The sequence below is a fragment of the Streptomyces sp. 8N616 genome (assembly GCF_052246385.1).
Lineage (GTDB): Bacteria > Actinomycetota > Actinomycetes > Streptomycetales > Streptomycetaceae > Streptomyces.
In genome coordinates, this window is sequence record NZ_JBQQBY010000056.1 from 24,296 (window position 1) to 42,796 (window position 18,501).

Genomic DNA, 18,501 nt, shown 5'->3' on the forward strand with positions numbered 1-18,501 from the left:
AGCCCCGGTCCGGCCCGGCCGCTCGGGGAGAGGGGCGGGGGGACGAGTGCGGCCGCTGCCCGAGCGCCTCAGCGCGGCACCCGGCCCGCCGCGCGGCGGAGGATCGGCTGCGGGGCGTACGGACCGGTCGCGCGCCGGCGCCATTCGCGCGGGTAGCCGAGCGAGACCTCGGTGAACCGGACGCCGTCCTGCCAGAGCGTGCGCGGGATGTGCAGATGCCCGTAGACGACTTCCGCGGCCCGGTACTTCACATGCCAGTCCGCGGTGAGCTCCGTGCCGCACCACAGGGCGAACTCCGGGTAGCGCAGGATGCGGGTCGGCTCACGGGTCAGCGGGAAGTGGTTGGCCAGGACGGTGCGCAGGCCGGGGTCGAGGTCCGCGAGCCGCCGCTCCGTCTCGGCGACGCGGGCGTGGCACCACTCCTCACGGGACGTCAGGGGATCGGGGTGCAGCAGCATCTCGTCCGTGCCCACCACCCCGGCGTCGTACGCCATGCGCAGCCCCTCGCGCGCGTTGGCGGCGCCCCCGGGCAGAAACGAGTAGTCGTAGAGCAGGAACATCGGTACGACGGCGACCGGCCCGCCTTCGCTCTCCCAGACGGGGTACGGGTCTTCGGGGGTCAGCACTCCCAACCGGCGGCACAGGGCGACGAGATGGCGGTAGCGCTCCTCGCCCCGCAGCTGCACCGGGTCGTCCGGCGGGGTCCACAGCTCGTGGTTGCCGGGCAGCCAGATCACCTCGGCGAAGTGCTGCTTGAGCGTGGTCAGAGCCCATTCGATGTCGCGGACGAACTCGCCCACATCGCCGGCCACGATCAGCCAGTCCTCGTCGGTCGTCGGCCGGAGCCCCTCGACGATGGGCCGGTTCTCCTTGTGTCCGACGTGCAGGTCGCTGACGGCGAGCAGACTCGGCAGACTCGGCAACGCCCCTCCTCTCCCTCCGCACGGGCCGAGCGGCCCGCTCGCACTCCAAGGATGGGGCATACGGCGGGGCGCGCACCGAGCGGGGCGCACACCGAGCGGGGCGCGCCCCACCGCGTGCCGCGCCCTGCGCCGGTCGGCTACGTTGTGTCGGGCGCCAACGGCGGCGCGGGTCTGTGTGGGGAGTTGCGTGCAATCCGGGGATGCGGCCACAGTGCTGCTGGCCGATGACGAGAAGGCCATCACCGAGCAGCTCAGGCCGGTGCTGCAGCGGGCAGGATTCCAGGTGAGTGTGGTGCACGACGGTTCCACGTCGTTACGGCGGATCGTCGAGGACGACCCGGACCTGATCGTCCTCGACGTCGTCATGCCGGGACTGAGCGGGCGCGACGTACTGCGGGAGCTGCGCCGGCAGGGACGGTGGACCCCGGTCGTCCTGCTGACCCGGGTCGGCGAGTCCACCGAGCGCGCGATGGCCCTGGAGGAGGGCGCGGACGACTACCTCAACAAGCCGTTCGACCCCTACGAGCTGGTGGCCCGGCTCCGCGCGGTACTGCGCCGGGCGCGGCGCGGGCTCCCCCCGCTGGTCGCCGCACAGCAACTGCGCGCGGGGGCGCTGCGCCTCGACCGGGTCTCGCGGCGGATCTGGCTCGCGGGGCGCGAACTGACGCTGACCCCGAAGGCCGCCCTGCTGCTGGACTACCTGATGACCCATCCCGACGAACTGCTGACCAGGGAGCGGCTGCTGGAGGCGCTGTGGGGATGGCAGTGCGCGACGGGCACCCGGGCGGTCGACAACCGGATAGCGGAGCTGCGCCGCGCCCTGGGTGACGAACCGGGCAGGTCGGCGCGGTGGATCGAGACCGTTCCGGGCCAGGGCTACCGCTTCGCGGCGCCGGTGGAGCGGATGGCATGACCGTGCGATCGCCTGCGCTACGGATGCTGCGCGTGTGGAAGGGGCCGCTGCTGTGCGTGGCGGTGACGGCGGGGGCGACCCTGTGGCTGAGGCGGACCGCTCCCGGCACGGAGGTCTACATCAGCGGCTCGGCCGCCGCGGCGGCGCTGGGCTGCGGGACGACACTGGTGCTGCTGGCCGCCGCCACGGTCCTGGTCCGGCTCCGGATCGTCGCGGCTCGCAGGACGGGGGCGCTCCAGGAGGCGGCGGTCGGCCGGGCGGCGCACCACCGTTTCCTGGAGCGGCTCGACCACGAACTCAAGAACCCGCTGACGGCGATCCGGGCGGGCCTGGCGAACATCGCGGCGTCCAGCGCGGCGACAGAGCCCCTCCGAGCCACCGTGACGGGCGTGGAGGCGCAGACGGTACGGCTGGAACGGCTGGTGCGGGACCTGCGCAAGCTCACGGATCTCGCCGACCGCCCGCTGGACCGGCAGCCGGTCGACATCGGGGAGCTGCTGACCGAGGCCGCGGAGGCGGCCGCGGACGTGGAGGGCATGAACGGGCGCGAGATCAAGGTGGTGGTCCCGACGGTCCCCTGGCCGCTCCCGCCGGTCGTCGGGGACGCCGACCTGCTGGCACTTGCCGTGCACAACCTGGTGGTCAACGCGGTCAAGTACAGCGGCCCGGACGGGACGGTGGAGCTGCGCGGCTTCCACGAGCGCGGGCATGTCGTCGTGGAGGCCGCGGACACCGGCATGGGCATCGAGGCGGACGAGGCCCCCCAGGTGTGGGAGGAACTCGTCCGCGGGCGCGCGGCGCGGGCCCTTCCCGGATGCGGGCTGGGGCTGTCGCTGGTGCGCACCATCGTGCAGCGGCATGAGGGCGGCTGCGAGCTGCACAGCGTCGCGGGGGTGGGAACGGTGGTACGGCTGCGCCTGCCGGTCCATCCGGACCTCCCCGGAAGGCCGGGGGCACGGCGGGATGTCGCGAACTCGGCACACGGTCGGCAAACCCGTGCCACACCCGCCCGCTACCGTAAGAGCGTTTCTTGACGCGGCAGTTCAGGACATCCCGGGGAGCGCCCATGCGCGTATGTGTCATCACCGCTGTCGGGGTCGGCCTGGCGGCGCTGGCGGTCAGCGCCTGCCAGGTGGGCGTGGTCGACAAGGCACCGCGCCCGACGGCCCCGACGGCAGCGCCCCCGGACCTCCCCGACGTCATCGAGGGCGATGAGCGGTCCTCCGACGCGCCCACCAAGTCCGCGCAGCCGACCACCCCCACCGCGACGGCGACGCCCTCGCACACCCCCAGTCGCGTCAGACCGGTCGAGCACACGACCGAGGTGCGCGAGGCGCCCGAGACGTCGGACAAGCCCCGGAAGCCGAGCAGTTCCCCCACGAGCCCGAAGCCGCAGCCCACATACGGCGCAGGTGTCCAGGAGTGGGATGGCGCCGCCATCGACTGCCAGGGCAGAGAGGTCGTCATCGAGGCCAGCGGTGCCACGGTGGGCCTCCGCGGCGAGTGCCCCAGCGTTTCGGTGTACGGCGACGTCAACGACATCGTCATCGACCAGGTGGGCGAGGTCACGGTGTACGGCGAGAGCAACGACGTGAGCTGCGGTGGCGGCCTCGACGGCGCGCAGCCGAGAGCCCACTCCAACGGCGGCGACAACGACTTCACCGGCTGCGGCACGCCCGACTGAGCCCTGCTCCTCCGGCACCCCGCGGCTTCTCGCGCCCGCCCGCGCCACCTGCCCTGACACCCGGCCGGCCCGCCCCGGCACCGGCCGGGCACCCTGCACGGAGCTCGGCCGCGGCCATTCCCGTACGCCCGCCGGGACGATGGCGTACGCCGAATTTCGTACAGCCGATTTCGTACAGCCGAATTTGGTACGCCGCACGGCGCTCGGACACCGCGACACCGGGGACGGGTGCGTGACCTCCGGTGCACCCGCCCCTCCGCCCCTCCGCCCCTCCGCCCCTCCGCCCCCAAGGAGGTTCGCCATGCGGCCACGCCGCGGTCCCCATTCCGACGATCGCGCGGAATCCCGCTCCGACGCCAAGCTGCTCAGCCTGGTGCGCGAGGGGTGGACCGCCGCGTTCGGGACGCTCTACCGCCGCCACTATCCCGCGGTGTTCGGCTACGCGGCCCACTGCGTCCGCCGTCCCGCCGACGCACACCAGCTCGCCTGCAGGGCCTACGCCGAAGTGCTGCGGGAGACCCTGGAGGGAACCGTCGCGGTGCTCGACCGGCGCCACCATGGCTGTCTGCGCTTACGGCTCCTGAACGCGGTGCGCACCACGGCCGTCCAGATGCACACCGCGGGCGTCCAGGGCCAGGCGTGCGAGGTCTCCTTCACACCGAGGTTCCGCAGTTGGGTGGCCCGTGGCTGCCAGTGGCCGCTGTACGACGACCGGCCGCTCATCACCTCGTTCACCGGCCTGCCGGAATGCGCGCGGTGCCTGCTGTGGCACGCCGTCGTGGAGCGGGACGAGCCCGGGCTGGTGGCGAGAATCACCGGGCTGGACCCGAGGCAGCTCGCCCTGAGAACGAGGCAGGCCGTGGACATGCTGCACCGCGCGGTCGCCGACCCCGGCACCGGGGCCGGCTCCTCCGAGGAGCTGTCCATCCGGCTGCGGCGGATGCTGCCGCCGCTGCTGCTGGGCTGGTGGCCGGGGCACACCTATCAGGTGACCAAGACAGCCACCGCGCCGCCGGAGCGCGAACCGCGGTTCCTCGAACGCGCGCTGCTCGGGCTGGACATCGAGAGCCTTCTGCCCGAACCGGCGCCGTATTCCCTCCCCGGATCCTTTCCGGAACCGATGCCCGAGACCGGCCCCGAGCTCATTCCCGAAAGCGGACCCGGACCGATACCCGAAACCGGACCCGGACCGATTCCCGAGTCCCGTCACGGATCAGTTCCCGAAGTGGTGCCTACCGGCCCGGGGCGCAGGCCCGGGGAGCGCGGAACCGGAGCCGCCGGCCGACGGCACCCGCTGCCATTGCCGTTGCCGCTGCGGGCCACTGGGCTCGGTGCCGTGGGGTTCATCGCTGTGCTGGCGGCCCTGGTGTGCCTGCCGAAGGGAGAGCCGACCGCTCAGGACAACCCGCCCGTGCCCGCCGACACCTACGCGGTGCAGGCCCGTACCGTGCCCGGCCGTGGCGAGCACCCACAGGCCAGGGCACTCGGCCCCTCCTCCTGGCTGCGCTACGACCGAGTGGACTTCACCGGCGCCGCGGCCACCCGGCTCAACGCCTGCATCTCGGCCCCGGTCGGCGGGCGCGGTGTGCTGGAAGTGCGGCTGGACTCGCTCGCCGCGCGCCCGCTCGCAGTGCTCGCCGCGCCCGCCGACGGCTCCGTCGGCGAGGTGTCCACCCCGATCCCCGCGACCCGGGGCGTGCACGAGGTGTACCTGACCGCCCGCTGTTCGACACCGGCCGCGGCGTGCACCGAGGTGCTGTGGTTCGGGGCGGGCCGGCCAGGTGGCGATCGGTGACGGACTCCCATCCACGCACACGGCCGCCTCCGGCGGTCGTCACCCCCGCGCCGTTCCGCCCCGTGAGGAGGAGAGCAGCCGTGTCCCACATCCCTTGGCGAGGCACCGAGCGGTCCCGGTGGGCGACGACCGGCGCGCCCCCGCGGCCGCATCGCCGCCCTCGCAGGCTCCGGGGACCTGCCTCGGGCCTGGTCGCTGCGGTCCGGATCGGCGGCGTGGTCGGGCCGACCGTGCGGGACAGCCGGACCGAGGCCGAGGGCTGGCTCCGCGGGGGCGCCTCGGACCGGCCCCCGCAAGGGGGCCGCAAGGGGGCCGCAAGGGGGCCGCAAGGGGCCCCGATACGGCGCCGTCAGCGGGCGGGCCCTGGAGGCCACGAACGAGTCGTCGGGCACCCCCCGCCCCAACTCCACCGACTCCACGGTGTGCTTGGAGAAACCGGACCCCCTCTCCGAAGGCGACCCGGCTGAGTCCCGCGTACTCGCGCAGAGCCTGGACGACGGCCCTTGTGGCCGAAGCTGAGCTACGGCCCCGGCTGAACGCGGCATCGGGTCGGGCGGCCAGGCGGCGAGTCCCTCATTACCCTCGCCTTCCAGGGCGCAGGACGAGGCCGCCGTCCGCCGGGGACTCCACGGTGACCGTCCAGCCATGTAGAACGAGTAGTACACTGGGCCCATGAGTGACAACGCGGAGGTCCCGCTGAGGGAACTCAACCAGCAGACATCGCGCGTCCTGGCCCGTGTGGCCGCCGGGGAGACGGTGACCATCACCAAGGACGGGGTGCCCATAGGAGACATCGTGCCCCGGGGTGCGTTGACGGGCCGGCCTGCGTACCCGTTCCGGACCGACCCCATGGGGGACCTGAACCTTCCGGATCTGGGCGGTCCCGTACTTGACGACGACGAGATCGAGGCGACTCTGCGGGGCATGGGCGGAGCCGATGCGGCTGAGGGGACAGATGACTGACATCCCGGTCGCGATCGCCGACACCAACGCCCTATACCGGCTGTTCACGGCGAAGGATCCCCGCCACGCGGCCCACCGGGAAGCACTCGCGCGAGTGGGCCACCTCGTGGTGTCGCCCATGGTGCTCACCGAGCTGGACTACCTGTTGACCTCAAGGATCGGCCCTACGGCGTCCATGAACGCGCTCGACTTCATTGCCCAGCAGGCGGAGACCCGCCGGTTCGAGATCCCGGATACCGCGCCGCACCTCCGGAGCGCCATGGCGGTGATGCGCGGGTACGCGGACGCGGGCGGCGGAGCGGGGGTGGGACTCGTTGACGCGATGAATGTGGCCCTGGCGTCAGCCTTCCAGACGGCGGACATGTTCACCACGGACAGCCACTTCCGCATGATGCGGCCGCTCACGGGCCAGCCCGCCTTCCGGCTGCTCCCCGACGATCTGTGACGACTTCCGGGGCATGGAGCCGCCTCCCGTCGAGGGGGGACGAGCTTCCCGAGGGCTGGGTCACCGGTTTGTCTCGACGGCGGGACTCGTGAACTGCACCGACTCGGGGCGTGGAGTAGGTCAGTATCGAGGTGGCGGGACTCGCCGTCGCCGTCGCCAGGCTTGCTCCAGGGCGATGCGCGAGCACAGACACAAAGACGCGGACTGCGACCGTCAGCCACAATCCGCGTCACTTGAACACATAGTTAAGAAGTAAGTGTCCGAGGGGGGACTTGAACCCCCACGCCCTTTACGGGCACTAGCACCTCAAGCTAGCGCGTCTGCCATTCCGCCACCCGGACGAGGTGAACCGCGGTCTCCCGCGGCGACGCCCACCACGATACCAGGGGTTCGACGTGGCTTTCACCTGCGTATCCACGGGTGCTGCCGCACTTGGAGTGAGCGGCCTGACACAGTCTGTGCCCAGCGGATCGCGATCTTGGAGATCCGGCGCGCGGGTGTGGCGCCGCCACAGGTGACGCGGCGGCTGTTCGCTGCGCTGGACCACCTGATGCTGCTCGCGCCCGCTGTTCGCAGGGAGCCGCTGCTGCGGCACCGGGCGCTCCTGGAAATGGCGCTGGGGCGCACGCTGCCTGACCCTGCCGAGCGGCAGTTCTCCAACTCCCCAGACCGGCAGGGCGTCAGCTGAGGCCGGGGCCGGGACCGTCGGCCGGCCCGGGCCGGGACGGGACGGGCCGGTGGCCGGGCGGCGGGGCTGCGGGGCCGGGCGCGCGCCGAGGCCCGTCCCCGCACCCGCCGAGGCCCGTCCCCGCATCCCCGCCGTTCTACGCCGCCGTCGGCATCAAGTGGTAGTCGGGGAAGTTCCCCGGCAGCCGCTCGCCCGCCGGGCCCTGGGTCACCGCCCGTACGAGCAACTCGCCGCCCACGAACGCGCCGCGCCAGGACGCGCCGAAGCCGCCGAAGAGCTCCTCCCGGTCGCCGCGCGAGCGCGGCTTGCCCAGGCCGACCTTGAAGGCCCGCACCTCGGAGGCGAGCCGCCGCGCGGTCTCCTCGTTGTCGCAGGACAGCGTCGCGACCAGCGCGCCGTTGCTGGCGTTCATCGCGGCCAGCAGCTCGGCTTCGGTGTCCACCAGCACGATGGTGTCGACGGGGCCGAAGGGCTCGGCGTGGTGCAGCGGCGAGCTGGGCGGGGGACCCAGCAGCGTCACGGGCGGGAGGTACGCGGAGGTGTCCTGCCCGGACAGGAAGCGGCTGTCATCCAGGCTCCCCCGGTGCAGGGGTACGGCGCCCCGGTCGATGGCCTCGGCCACCTGGTCGGCCAGCTCCTTGGCCTTCGCCGCGTTGATCAGCGGGCCGAAGTCGAGCTCGGGCAGCGGGTCGTCGGGGAATGCGACCGCGAGCGGGTGGCCCAGGCGTACGGACTTCACCGCCGGGAGGTAGGCGGCGAGGAAGGAGTCGAAGAGCGAGCGCTGGACGACGAAGCGCGGGTAGGCGGTGCAGCGCTGCTTGCCGTAGTCGAAGAGCTTGGGGATCACGGCCGAGAGGGCGTCCCAGTCGCTGTACTCCCAGATCCCCCAGCAGTTGAGGCCCTCCTGCTCGAGGATGTGGCGCTTGCCGAGGTCGGCTACGGCGGTGGCGACCCGGCCGCCGGTGTCGCGGCCGCCGACGAAGGAGACGCAGCCGATCTCCGGTGAGCGGACCAGGGCCTCGGACAGCTCGCTGCCGCTGCCGCTGACCAGCGTGACCGGGACGCCCTCGCGGTGGATCAGGGCGCACGCGAGGGTGAGGCAGGCCAGGCCGCCGTCGGTGGGGGCCTTGGCGATGACGGCGTCCCCGGCCAGCGCCTGGACGAGCATGGCGTGGACGAGCACGCTCATCGGGTAGTTCCAGCTGGCGATGTTGCTGACCGGTCCGTCGAGCGGGACGCGGTCGCCGAGCATGGGCTCGATGCCGTCGACGTACCAGCGCACCCCGTCGATGGCGCGATCCACATCCGCCTGGGCCAGCCGCCACGGCTTGCCGATCTCCCAGACGAGCAGCAGGGCGAGCAGCTCGCGGTGCTCGGTGAGCGCGTCGAGAGCGGCGGCGATGCGGGCCCTGCGCTCGGGCAGCGGTGCGTGCCGCCAGCCGCGGTGCTGGTCGAGGGAGGCGCGTACGGCCTGCTGGGCGGTGGTGGAGTCGAGCCGGGGCGGTCCGGCGATGGGGCTGCCGTCGACGGGACTGGCAGCGGGCAGCGGGCGGCCGTCGGCCTGCCAGCTCCCGGCCCAGAGGTTGAGGACGCGGTCCTCCCGGAAGGCCTCGGGAGCGACGGCGAGACAGCGCTGCCACGCGTCGGACCAGGCGGTTCCGGGCTTGAGGGTGAGGGTGGATGCCATCGGGTGTCTCCGCTCTCGTTGCACGGGCGGGGCGGGGATGTGGCTTTTCGGCCGGGCACCCCGAGCGAAGTGCCCGACCTCTCTTTACTGGACGGTAGTGAGTGAGGGGGGATCCGGATACGGGCTCCGTGTCAACTATGAGTCAGGTCACCTGCGGCCGCGATCCGGTCCAGGACGAGACCGGTGGTCTCGGACGGCGTGCCCCCGACCCTGATGCCTGCGGCCTCCAGGGCCTGGCCTCCTTCTTCGCCTGCGCCGTGCCGGACGAGCCCGGCACGATGGCCCCGGCGTGGCCCGTCGTCCTGCCCTCCGGTGCGGTGAAGCCCGCGACGCAGCCGATGACCGGCTCGCTGACGTGCTCGGCGGCGTACGCGGCGGCGCGCTCCCCACGTCGCCGCCTCTCCGGTGAGCACGTCAGCAACTCCTGCACCGCGGCTTCGGGCCGGGCCGCGTCAGGACGAAGCTCAGCGGTGAGCGGCCCGGCCGCGAACGGCGCTGCCGTCAGCCCGAGTACCGCCGGCTGCGCATCCTCGTGGAAGGCCGTACCGGCCCAACTGATATACCGATCCCAGGCATTCGTGGAGCGGGGAGTCGTCGGTGAGTCAGTTGGAGAACGAGCCGGGCGCGCGGATTCGCCGCGCCCGCCAGGAGGAGCGGGACGCGATCAGCAGGCTGCTGGGAGAGGCGTTCATGGACGACCCGGTCAGCGGCTGGGTGTTCCCCGACGAAGCGCACCGACGGGCCGTCCAGCCCCGCTTCTTCGGCGTCTTCCTGGACGCGGCCCTGAGCGAGGGGTGGGTCGACGTCACCGACGACCTCTCGGCGACAGCGCTGTGGCTGCCCGTACCGGCGGGGAACGGGGAGGGCGACGAGGACGAGGGCGACGAGGACGAGGGCGACGACATCGGCGCCCTGCTGGCGGAGGCCGACCCCGGCAACGAGCGCACCGGCATCGTCGGCCGCCTCACCTCCGAGGTCCACCCCCAGCACAGCGCCCACTACTACCTGCCCCTCATCGCCGTCACCCCTTCCCGCCACGGCCAGGGCCTCGGCAGCGCGCTGCTGGCCCAGGTCCTGCGGCGCTGCGACCGCGAGGGAACCCCCGCCTACCTGGAGGCGAGCAACGAGCGCAGCAAGGCTCTCTACGAGCGCCTCGGCTTCGTCTCCACCGGCAAGACGGTCGACCTCCCGGGCGGCCCGCACATGTGGCCCATGTGGCGCGAACCACGCCCCTGACCCGTATTTCGTCCGCAGCCGGGAAGGGCTGTTCGGGCGCCGCACGTGGCGGACGATGGCCGTGGCGTGGCCCGAGCGAGCCGGCGACCCGTTCGCCGACCGGATGAACACCATCCCGAAGTACGTCGTGTCCGGCACGCACGGGCGTGCACGTGTGCACCTACCGGCCGGTCGCCGAGCGGTAGGTCGCTGTCGGACATCCTCTAGCCGGGCAATACGCACACCGGGGCCGGTGCCGCGAACGGGCTGCCGGTGGCGGCCAGTTCGCCCGTGGACCCGTCCACCGTGAAGGTGGTCACGGAGCCGGACTTCTGGTTCGCGGCGAACAGCAGCTTTCCGTCGTTGGAGAAGGCGGTGTGCCGGGGGTAGTCGCCGCCCACCGGCACCGCGTCCAGCAGCGTGAGCGTCGCCCCGCCGTCGCCCACGGCGTAGCGCGTGATGCCGTTGAGTCCGCGGTTGGCCAGGTAGACGAACCGGCCGTCGGCCGACACCAGCACCTCGGACGGGTAGTTGCGCTCGACTGCCGGGGCGTCCTTGGGGGCCGTGGGCTGGGGTGTGCCGACGCTGAGCTTTCCGGTGCCGCTCTCGTAACCGCAGACGGCGATCGTGTTGTCCAGCTCGTTCGCCAGATAGACGAATCGCCCCGACGGGTGGAAGGCGAGGTGGCGCGGCCCGGCGCCCGGCCGCGTGGCGGCCTCCGACGCGTGCGCCAGCCGGCCCGTGCGCTCGTCGAGGCGGTAGCTGTGCACCCTGTCGGAGCCCAGGTCCACCGCCAGGACGTGCGCGCCGTCCGGGTCGGTGATGACCTGGTGCGCATGCGGGCCGGTCTGCCGATCGGGGTCGGGACCGGAGCCGGTGTGCTGTACGAGATCGGTACGCGCACCCAGGCTCGCGTCCTCGCGTATCGGGTGCACGGCGACGCTGCCGGAGCCGTAGTTCGCGCTCAGCAGGTAGCGGCCGCCCGGGTGCACGGACAGATGGCAGGGAGCGGCGCCTCCGGTGCTCTCCGAGCCGAGTACGACCGGCCCGCCTGCGCCGCCGCCGAGCGCGATGGCGGTCACCGCGCCCTGATCCTGTTCGTTGACCGCGTAGAGGACCTGCCCGCCTCGCGCGAGCGCGAGGAAGGAGGGGTCCGCGACTCCCTCGATCACTCCGGTCGAGGTGAGCTGTCCGGTCTCAGGCTGATACGTGGCGAGCCCTATGCCGGTGCCGCCACCGCCGCCCGAGGTGTACGTACCGAGATAGCACGGCCTCGTACGAGTGGGGCGGCCGTGGCCGTCGCCGTTGCCCTGGCCCTGGCCGTTCTGGAGCGGCGGGGTCGCGACAGCGTTCCCGGCTGCCGCCGACCCCGCGGCTATACCCGTTGCCGCCATGCCCGTTGCGGCCACGCCGAGGAAACGGCGGCGGCCCATCCCTCCATGTGCGCCCATGCTCTGCACCCTCCGGATTCCGGTTCGGTTCCTGTCGACCGTGGGTGAAACATTGGCCTGAACCAATGCACATGACAAGTGACGCAATCGAGATTGCACAAGGCGCAACGAAAGGAAGGGGCGGGGCTCAGGCTCAACTCCTCGTGAAACGCCATGTCTTGCTGTCGCTGACCACGCAGACGCCGGGCGAGAGCACGATGACCCGCAGCGTCCCGGTGCGGCGGTCGAAGTCGATGCCTTCGGCCTCGAAGTTCCCGGAGCAGCTGCTCTGCAGGGGCAGTTGGCGCAGCGCCGTCACGTGGCCGGTGACATCCGAGCCGGACGGGGCCGCCGAGAGGTCCACCTGGAGCAGGGGCTTGGTGATGCCGAAGAGCGACCCCTCCGGGTCGTCGGAGGAGCACAGCAGCGTGACCGGGCCGGAGAAGTCGCAGCCCTGCACATCGCGTACGGCGTGGTCGAGGTTGATGGCGAAGCCGTAGGGCAGGTCCGCCGAGGGGGAGGTCGCGGGGTGGATGCCCGGGGTGGGGAAGACCAGCAGCCGGGTGGTCGTACCCCACTCCCCGGAGACCATCCACTGCCCGTCCGGCGAGATCGTGACGAACGAGTTGTTCAGCGCCTCCCCGGACACCAGCTCGTGGGTGTACTCGGACCAGCTGCCGTCCGGCGCCTGCACGCGGAACATCTTGGCGCCGCCGTCGTCCCGCTGGTACGGCTCGATGTAGTGGCCGTCGTAGGAGGCGTCCGGGTCACCGACATGGTTCCAGCCGCGGCTGCTGACGTCGCCGGGGATGGTGCCGATGCCGGTGTAGCGGTTGGGGCTGTCCGCGGGGACCTCGACCGAGGTCAGCCCCTGACTCTCCGTCAACGGATCCGCGCGGTCCGACCCGGCCTCCGTCCAGGTGTCCGCGCCCAGCGCGGGCGCGGCACATACGGCTACGGACACCGCCGCCGCGACCGCCATGGTGACCCCGCGCCGACCGAAACGACCGCGCCGACCGTGCCGACAACGTTGCCAGAAACTCATCGTGACCCCTTTCAACCGCACCGGACCGCTTGGGACTGCGGCTCAGTCTGGCAGAGGGATCAGTCATGGACAGGCCAACTTCTCCCCAACTTCCGTGTCATCTCAGGGGATGTGAAGTGGCGGACACGCGGAAACCACCCGACGGCGGTCTGCGTCAGCTCGCGGCCGGGCAGGGGTCCAGGTCCGGGTAGGGCGCCGCACCCGTGGTCTTCCACAGCGTCTTCGACAGCGCGTCGACCCACGTCCCGTCCCGGTAGGAGCGGCTCAGGGCTCTGCTGAGGAACTCGCACATCTGGGTGTCGCCCTTGCGGTACCCCACGCCGTAGCGCTCGGTGCTGAACGGATCGCCGACAACCTTCAGTTCTTCGGGCTTCTCTGCGGCGTAGCCCAGCAGGAGCGCGCCGTCCGTGGTGACCACGTCGACCGACTCGGCGAGGAGCCGGTCGACGCACGCGGTGTAGGACTTGTCGGCAATCGGCTCGGCCCCGTACGTCTCCTCGACCCGCTGAATCGATGTCGTGCCCGCGACCGAGCAGACCCTCTTGCCCTTGAGGTCCTGCGGGCCGGAGATGCTCGTGTCGTTCTTCCGTACGAGCAGCTGCTGACCGGTCTCGTAGTAGGGACCGGCGAGGCCGACGACCTTGCGGCGCTCGGGGGTGATCGAGTAGGTGGCGAGGACCAGGTCGACCGTCCCGTTCCGCAGGTGCGCCTCGCGGTCCTTCGGCACCGCCTCGACCCACTCGATCTTCTCGGGCGCGATGCCCAGCTTCCCGGCGATGATCTTCGCCATCTCGATGTCGAAGCCCTCCGGCTCTTCGGAGCCGGACTTCTTCAAGCCGACCCCGGGCTGGTCGAACCCCACGCCGATCCTGATCCTGCCCGCGGAGTGGAGCTTCTCCATGGTGCTGCCGGGCTCGAAGGTGGGGTTGGGCGCCACCCACACCTCGTCCTCGGCGTCGGTGTCCGTGGCGCCGCATCCGGTGGCCGTGAGAGCGGTGGCGATGCATACGGCGATGCCCGCCGCGAATCTCTGTCTGCGTCTGCGGGCGGTTATGCGGACGGTCATGCTGCGCTCCAAGGGTGTGTGCCGGGCTCGCCGACGGTCGAGACCTCGCGTGGCTCGCCCCCCTCACCCCGCTCTCCTCCGTCCCGCCGAGGCGAGCACTGTACGGCACGGCAACGGGCCGTCGGTATCGCGCGGAACTGCGGAGCACGTCACATGTGAGAGTCGCGCTCCGTACTGCGGTGTGGGATGCAACCTGACCCTGCACGTGCAGGACAATGAGATCGTGAAGGTCACCTCACCGCACGACAACCCGGTGACCCACGGCAACCTCTGCATCTAGGGCCGCTTCGGCTACCAGCACATACGCAGCGTTGATTGAACCGAGTGAGGCTGATCATGGGACGGGTCACCGAGCGACGCCGCGTCGTACGCATCCGGGACGAGGCGGTCAGCACGCGCCCCGACACGCTCGTCGCCGAGGAGCCACTGGAGATCCGGCTCAGCGGCAAGCCGCTGGCGATCACCATGCGCACGCCGGGCGACGACTTCGCGCTCGCCGCCGGGTTCCTGGTGAGCGAGGGCGTTCTCGGCACGGCGGACGAGCTGGCGAACATCGTCTACTGCGCGGGGGCTACGGCCGACGGCCCGAACACGTACAACGTGGTGGACGTGCAGCTCGCGCCCGGTGTGCCCGTCCCCGACATCACCCTCGAGCGGAACGTCTACACCACCTCGTCATGCGGGCTGTGCGGCAAGGCCAGCCTGGACGCCGTACGGACCACGGCCCGCTGGCCGATCACCGACACTCCCCCGGTCCGGGTCGATCCCGCCCTCCTGTCCGCACTCCCCGACCGGCTGCGGGTCGCTCAGCGGGTCTTCGACCGGACCGGGGGGCTGCACGCGGCGGGGCTGTTCTCCGCGGAGGGCGAGCTGCTGGACCTGCGGGAGGACGTCGGCCGCCACAACGCCGTCGACAAGCTGATCGGCCGGGCGCTGCAGTCCGGGTCGCTGCCGCTGTCGCGGACGATCCTGCTGGTCTCGGGCCGCGCGTCGTTCGAGCTGGCCCAGAAGGCGGTCATGGCGGGCATCCCGGTGCTCGCGGCGGTCTCGGCGCCCTCGTCGCTCGCGGTGGACCTGGCGGTCGAGAGCGGGCTGACGCTGGTCGGGTTCCTGCGCGGCAGGTCCATGAACGTGTACGCGGGTGAGGAGCGGGTCGCCCTGCGGGCCGCGGCCGCGGAACGAATGCCCACAACGCTAGGCGAGCGTCACCGGCAGGGCACGGATGCCGTTCGAGACGATCGACGGGAGGGGCTCGAGGTCGCCGGGCCTCGCGGCGAGCGCGAGATCCGGGAACCGCTCGAAGAGGCGGCTCAGCGCCATCTCGCCCTCCGTCCGGGCCAGCCCCGCCCCTAAGCAGAAGTGCGCCCCGTACCCGAAGGACAGGTGCCGGGCCGGCCCGCGGGTGATGTCGAAGCTCCCGGCGTCCTCGCCGTACTTGTGCGGGTCGCGCCCGGCCGCGGCGTACGAGGCGAGGACCGCCTCGCCCTTGCGGATGGCCCTGCCCTCCACCTCCACATCCTCGGTGGCGTAGCGCATCGGGAACTGCCCGACCGGGCTGTCGAACCGCAGCGTCTCCTCGACGACGGCGCCCCAGGACCGCTCCCCCGACGTCACGAGCGCGAGCTGCCCGCGATGGGTGAGCAGCGCCCGTACGGCGTTGCAGATGAGGTTCGTCGTGGTCGCGTGCCCGGCGAGGAACATCAGCAGCAGCGTCCCGACGAGCTCCTCCTCGCTGAGCCGGTCCCCCTCCTCGCGGGCGGCGATGAGCGCGGAGGTGAGGTCGTCGGCGGGGGCCCGCCGCTTGCCCTCGATGATCTCGCCGAGTACGGCGTGCAGGGCGCGGACGTTGGCGATCGCGTCTGCCGGGGCGGTGTCGCTGCTGACGAGGACCTCGCACAGCCGGTGGAGTTCGTCGCGGCGGTCCTCCGGGACGCCGAGGAGCTCGGAGATGACGCTCATCGGCAGCGGGTACGCATAGCGGGCGCGCAGGTCGACGGGGCCCGGCGCGGCGGAGGCGAGGCCGTCGAGGAGCTCGTCGGTGAGCGCCTCGATCCGGGGGCGCAGGGCGGCGACGCGGCGCGGCGTGAACGCCTGGGTGACCAGGGTGCGCAGCCGCCGGTGCTCCTCGCCGTCGGCCGTGGTCATGCCCTTGTTGACGATGAAGGTCATCAGCGGCCAGCCGGGCGGCACCCTGCCTTCGGCGAGCGCGGCCCAGTGCTCGTGGGACTTGGCGAACCGCGGGTCGGCGAGGGCCGCTTGGAGCGCATCGTGGCGGGTTATCGCCCAGGCGGGGACGTCCCCGGGAAGCTCCACCGGGGCCGCGGCTCCGGCCTCCCGCAGCCGGGCGTTGTCGGCGTGCTGGTCGTAGCCGAGGGGGCAGGCCGGTCCGGTTCTGCGGCTGGCAGTGTCCATGAGCGTCAACTTCCTCTGGGCGTCACTGAATTGGAGCAGTGGGAGCACTCGGGTACATATGATCCGGCGCCGCCGCTCCGACCGCGACCCGGCGCACTCTCGCGGGGCTGCCGCGGGATCTGACGGCGAGTCGCGGGCCAATCCGGGGAAGGGTCGTACTCCGGACGAGCCGAGTCGCGCACGGCGCTTGTGGGAAGGATTACCAGGCACGTACCTTCGACGCCCGGACATGGGACGTGGGATGTCCGGACTATCGGCTGAAGGGACGTGTCATGCCGTCAGTTCTCCCCGCACGCACAGCCGCCAGACGCCCTCTTCTCCGCGCCATGGCCTTACTCGCCGTCGCGGCCCTCATCTCACCGGCCGTCACCGTACGGGCCGCGGCCGCGGAGGAGTCCCCGGCCGCGGCCCGTACCGGCATCGAGCAGCAGGTGCTCTTCAAGGCCTCGCAGGATCCCGGGTACGCCTGCTTCCGGATCCCGGCGATAGTGAAGTCCACCCGCGGCACGCTGCTCGCCTTCGCCGAGGGCCGGGTGGACAACTGCGGCGACGCCGGGGACATCGACCTGGTCCTCAAACGGTCCACCGACGGCGGGCGCACCTGGGGTCCGCTCCAGGTGATCGACGAGGGCCGCGGCGACACACACGGGAACCCGGCGCCGATCGTGGACCGGCGGACCGGCCGGATCGTGCTCGCCAGCACGTACAACAAGGGCCGCGACGACTCCCTGCCGTGCGACGTGCCGTGCGACAGGACCCCGCATCTGCAGTACAGCGAGGACGAAGGGGCGAGCTGGTCCGAGCCGCAGGACCTGACCGGCTCCATCCGCCGTCCGGACTGGAACTCCTGGTACGCCACCGGTCCCGTGCACGGCATCCAGCTGGCGCACGGCCCGCACGCCGGGCGGCTGGTGTTCGGAGTCAACACCGAGACCCACGACGGGACGCGGATAACCGCCAACCACGCCGCCCTGGTGCACAGCGACGACGGCGGCCGCAACTGGCGCATCGGCGCGGTGGACAGCTGGGCCATAGCGCCTGACGGGCTGTTCCGCCAGAAGCCGTCCGAGATGACCCTGGTGGAGCGGAACGACGGCACGATCTACGTCAACGGGCGCGAGCAGGACGGCACCGACCTGGGCCACCGCACGTACGCGGTGAGCCGGGACGGCGGGGATAGCTTCGAGCATTCGTTCCGCGCGATCCCCGACCTCTACACGCCCATGGTGCAGGGCTCGGTCCTGCGACTGCCCGGCGGCTCCCGCACCGACCCCGGCCGGCTGCTGTTCTCCGCCCCCTCCGACCCCGACCGGCGCCGCACGATGAGCATCCGCTCCTCGTACGACGAGGGCAGGACCTGGGAGAGCGTGGACCGCGGAGCGACCGTGACCACCGACTGGTCGGGCTACTCCGACATGGCCGCCATCTCCGGGAAGGAGGTCGGCCTGCTGTACGAGGGCGGGGCGGTCGACGCGCGGGACGAGATCCGCTTCGCGCGCTTCACCGAGGACTGGCTCGGCCCCCGGCGCGGTCCGGATCCGACGACGCCGGATCTGGCACCGTTCGCCCGGGGTGCGTCGGTGCTCGGCGGGGCGTCCGCGGTGGACGGACGGTTCGGCCGTGCGCTGTCCTTCGACGGCACCGACGACGCGGTGCGGCTTCCGTTCCGACGCTCGCTGCCGCTCGGCACCCGGGACTTCACCGCGAGCCTGTGGTTCCGCTACAGCGCGACTGACGGCGACCAGCCGTACCTGTGGATGGGCGGCGTCGGGACCAGGAACCCGCAGGTCTGGGTGCGCGGCGAGCCCGACCGGGGCAGGGTCACGGCCCTGATGACCACGGTGAACGGCGCGGCACCGGCCGCGACGGCCGCCGTCAGGACCACCCAGCCGTACAACGACGGCCAGTGGCACCACCTGGCGCTGCGCCGCACCGACGGGCAGCTCCACCTCACCGTCGACGGAGTGGACACGGTCGCGCCGGACGTGCCGGGCACGGTGAGCCGCAGCTCGACGTTCGGCGTCCACGTGGGCCAGAAGGCCGACAGCCGCGGCTGGTTGACCGGATCGCTCGACGAGGTGAGGGTCTACAGCCGGGCGCTGTCCGACGCCGAACTCGAGCGCGTCCGCGAGTCCAACGCCCCGATCTACGGCTCCACGGTCCTGTGGCTGCCGTTCGACCGCACCAGTTAGCCCCTCCTGTCCATCGCCGTGGGGGGGGGGGGGGGGGCTTTCA

General features: G+C 72.0%; 15 protein-coding genes, 1 tRNA gene and 4 pseudogenes. 12 read left to right on the plus strand and 8 right to left on the minus strand.

The genetic code is table 11. The features are described 5' to 3' along the window. Positions 1–68: 68 nt before the first annotated feature. A complete protein-coding gene (locus tag ACTWQC_RS33680) occupies positions 69–983 on the minus strand; it encodes a metallophosphoesterase family protein (RefSeq protein ID WP_443319659.1) in 915 nt (304 codons plus the stop codon). Positions 984–1,110: 127 nt separating this feature from the next. Between ACTWQC_RS33680 and ACTWQC_RS33685 the strand changes: the two genes are divergently transcribed. From ACTWQC_RS33685 to ACTWQC_RS33710, 6 genes are all read left to right on the plus strand, one after another. Then, complete coding sequence (locus ACTWQC_RS33685) at positions 1,111–1,836, plus strand: response regulator transcription factor (protein ID WP_443319660.1); 726 nt, start codon at positions 1,111–1,113, stop codon at positions 1,834–1,836. Beyond that, entirely contained in the window at positions 1,833–2,870 is a 1,038-nt protein-coding gene (locus ACTWQC_RS33690) for a sensor histidine kinase (RefSeq protein ID WP_443319661.1), read from the plus strand. Before ACTWQC_RS33685 ends, ACTWQC_RS33690 begins: the two co-directional genes overlap by 4 nt. Before the next feature lie 32 nt (positions 2,871–2,902). Continuing rightward, positions 2,903–3,520, plus strand: a complete 618-nt coding sequence (locus ACTWQC_RS33695) for a DUF3060 domain-containing protein (RefSeq protein ID WP_443319662.1) — start codon at positions 2,903–2,905, stop codon at positions 3,518–3,520. Positions 3,521–3,821: 301 nt separating this feature from the next. Beyond that, positions 3,822–5,315: a carbohydrate-binding protein gene (locus ACTWQC_RS33700; protein ID WP_443319663.1), complete on the plus strand. Its 1,494-nt coding sequence runs from the start codon at positions 3,822–3,824 to the stop codon at positions 5,313–5,315. A 672-nt stretch (positions 5,316–5,987) separates the two neighbouring features. Next, positions 5,988–6,278 (plus strand): type II toxin-antitoxin system Phd/YefM family antitoxin, encoded by a 291-nt coding sequence (locus ACTWQC_RS33705; protein ID WP_443319664.1) that lies wholly within the window; start codon positions 5,988–5,990, stop codon positions 6,276–6,278. Beyond that, positions 6,271–6,723 (plus strand): PIN domain-containing protein, encoded by a 453-nt coding sequence (locus ACTWQC_RS33710; protein ID WP_443319665.1) that lies wholly within the window; start codon positions 6,271–6,273, stop codon positions 6,721–6,723. Before ACTWQC_RS33705 ends, ACTWQC_RS33710 begins: the two co-directional genes overlap by 8 nt. A gap of 257 nt (positions 6,724–6,980) precedes the next feature. Here the strand turns inward: ACTWQC_RS33710 and ACTWQC_RS33715 are convergent. Then, positions 6,981–7,064: transfer RNA gene (locus ACTWQC_RS33715), tRNA-Leu, on the minus strand. Between the two features lie 137 nt (positions 7,065–7,201). Here ACTWQC_RS33715 and ACTWQC_RS33720 point away from each other — a divergent pair. Beyond that, positions 7,202–7,411 carry a hypothetical protein gene (locus ACTWQC_RS33720; protein ID WP_443319666.1) on the plus strand — a complete coding sequence of 70 codons (210 nt, stop codon included), beginning with the start codon at positions 7,202–7,204 and terminating at the stop codon, positions 7,409–7,411. A gap of 136 nt (positions 7,412–7,547) precedes the next feature. On the opposite strand, the gene ACTWQC_RS33725 is transcribed toward ACTWQC_RS33720, so the two are convergent. Beyond that, complete coding sequence (locus ACTWQC_RS33725) at positions 7,548–9,098, minus strand: aldehyde dehydrogenase family protein (RefSeq protein WP_443319667.1); 1,551 nt, start codon at positions 9,096–9,098, stop codon at positions 7,548–7,550. A 131-nt stretch (positions 9,099–9,229) separates the two neighbouring features. Beyond that, positions 9,230–9,483, minus strand: a pseudogene (locus tag ACTWQC_RS33730) (succinate--CoA ligase subunit alpha); the annotation flags it as partial. A 212-nt stretch (positions 9,484–9,695) separates the two neighbouring features. On the opposite strand from ACTWQC_RS33730, the gene ACTWQC_RS33735 reads away from it, so the two are divergent. Both ACTWQC_RS33735 and ACTWQC_RS33740 read left to right on the plus strand, forming a co-directional pair. Then, positions 9,696–10,334, plus strand: coding sequence for a GNAT family N-acetyltransferase (locus tag ACTWQC_RS33735; protein ID WP_443319668.1), 639 nt, complete (start codon positions 9,696–9,698; stop codon positions 10,332–10,334). A gap of 28 nt (positions 10,335–10,362) precedes the next feature. Beyond that, positions 10,363–10,480 (plus strand): annotated as a pseudogene (locus tag ACTWQC_RS33740) (dihydrofolate reductase family protein); the annotation flags it as partial. A gap of 57 nt (positions 10,481–10,537) precedes the next feature. Here the strand turns inward: ACTWQC_RS33740 and ACTWQC_RS33745 are convergent. The 3 genes from ACTWQC_RS33745 to ACTWQC_RS33755 form a co-directional block, all read right to left on the minus strand. Then, complete coding sequence (locus ACTWQC_RS33745; protein ID WP_443319669.1) at positions 10,538–11,764, minus strand: lactonase family protein; 1,227 nt, start codon at positions 11,762–11,764, stop codon at positions 10,538–10,540. Positions 11,765–11,897: 133 nt separating this feature from the next. Beyond that, a complete protein-coding gene (locus ACTWQC_RS33750) occupies positions 11,898–12,725 on the minus strand; it encodes a hypothetical protein (protein WP_443319670.1) in 828 nt (275 codons plus the stop codon). Positions 12,726–12,942: 217 nt separating this feature from the next. Next, positions 12,943–13,854 (minus strand): glutamate ABC transporter substrate-binding protein, encoded by a 912-nt coding sequence (locus ACTWQC_RS33755; protein ID WP_443319671.1) that lies wholly within the window; start codon positions 13,852–13,854, stop codon positions 12,943–12,945. A 172-nt stretch (positions 13,855–14,026) separates the two neighbouring features. On the opposite strand from ACTWQC_RS33755, the pseudogene ACTWQC_RS33760 reads away from it, so the two are divergent. Both ACTWQC_RS33760 and fdhD read left to right on the plus strand, forming a co-directional pair. Next, positions 14,027–14,134, plus strand: a pseudogene (locus ACTWQC_RS33760) (2Fe-2S iron-sulfur cluster-binding protein); the annotation flags it as partial. Between the two features lie 56 nt (positions 14,135–14,190). Then, positions 14,191–15,033, plus strand: a pseudogene (fdhD, locus tag ACTWQC_RS33765) (formate dehydrogenase accessory sulfurtransferase FdhD); the annotation flags it as partial. 15 nt (positions 15,034–15,048) lie between these two features. On the opposite strand, the gene ACTWQC_RS33770 reads toward fdhD, so the two are convergent. Continuing rightward, on the minus strand, positions 15,049–16,266 hold the full coding sequence (locus ACTWQC_RS33770; protein ID WP_443319672.1) for a cytochrome P450 family protein: 1,218 nt from the start codon (positions 16,264–16,266) through the stop codon (positions 15,049–15,051). Positions 16,267–16,538: 272 nt separating this feature from the next. Here ACTWQC_RS33770 and ACTWQC_RS33775 point away from each other — a divergent pair, with 272 nt between their 5' ends. Continuing rightward, a complete protein-coding gene (locus tag ACTWQC_RS33775; RefSeq protein WP_443319673.1) occupies positions 16,539–18,458 on the plus strand; it encodes an exo-alpha-sialidase in 1,920 nt (639 codons plus the stop codon). Positions 18,459–18,501 lie beyond the last annotated feature (43 nt).

Bases quoted from the DNA above. Each gene is read 5' to 3' on its own strand.
- ACTWQC_RS33680 (WP_443319659.1), bottom strand. From the start codon at position 983: ATGCCCCATCCTTGGAGTGCGAGCGGGCCGCTCGGCCCGTGCGGAGGG.
- ACTWQC_RS33690 (WP_443319661.1), top strand. From the start codon at position 1,833: ATGACCGTGCGATCGCCTGCGCTACGGATGCTGCGCGTGTGGAAGGGG.
- ACTWQC_RS33695 (WP_443319662.1), top strand. From the start codon at position 2,903: ATGCGCGTATGTGTCATCACCGCTGTCGGGGTCGGCCTGGCGGCGCTG.
- ACTWQC_RS33700 (WP_443319663.1), top strand. From the start codon at position 3,822: ATGCGGCCACGCCGCGGTCCCCATTCCGACGATCGCGCGGAATCCCGC.
- ACTWQC_RS33705 (WP_443319664.1), top strand. From the start codon at position 5,988: ATGAGTGACAACGCGGAGGTCCCGCTGAGGGAACTCAACCAGCAGACA.
- ACTWQC_RS33710 (WP_443319665.1), top strand. From the start codon at position 6,271: ATGACTGACATCCCGGTCGCGATCGCCGACACCAACGCCCTATACCGG.
- ACTWQC_RS33725 (WP_443319667.1), bottom strand. From the start codon at position 9,098: ATGGCATCCACCCTCACCCTCAAGCCCGGAACCGCCTGGTCCGACGCG.
- ACTWQC_RS33745 (WP_443319669.1), bottom strand. From the start codon at position 11,764: ATGGGCGCACATGGAGGGATGGGCCGCCGCCGTTTCCTCGGCGTGGCC.
- ACTWQC_RS33750 (WP_443319670.1), bottom strand. From the start codon at position 12,725: ATGGCGGTCGCGGCGGCGGTGTCCGTAGCCGTATGTGCCGCGCCCGCG.
- ACTWQC_RS33755 (WP_443319671.1), bottom strand. From the start codon at position 13,854: ATGACCGTCCGCATAACCGCCCGCAGACGCAGACAGAGATTCGCGGCG.
- ACTWQC_RS33770 (WP_443319672.1), bottom strand. From the start codon at position 16,266: ATGGACACTGCCAGCCGCAGAACCGGACCGGCCTGCCCCCTCGGCTAC.
- ACTWQC_RS33775 (WP_443319673.1), top strand. From the start codon at position 16,539: ATGCCGTCAGTTCTCCCCGCACGCACAGCCGCCAGACGCCCTCTTCTC.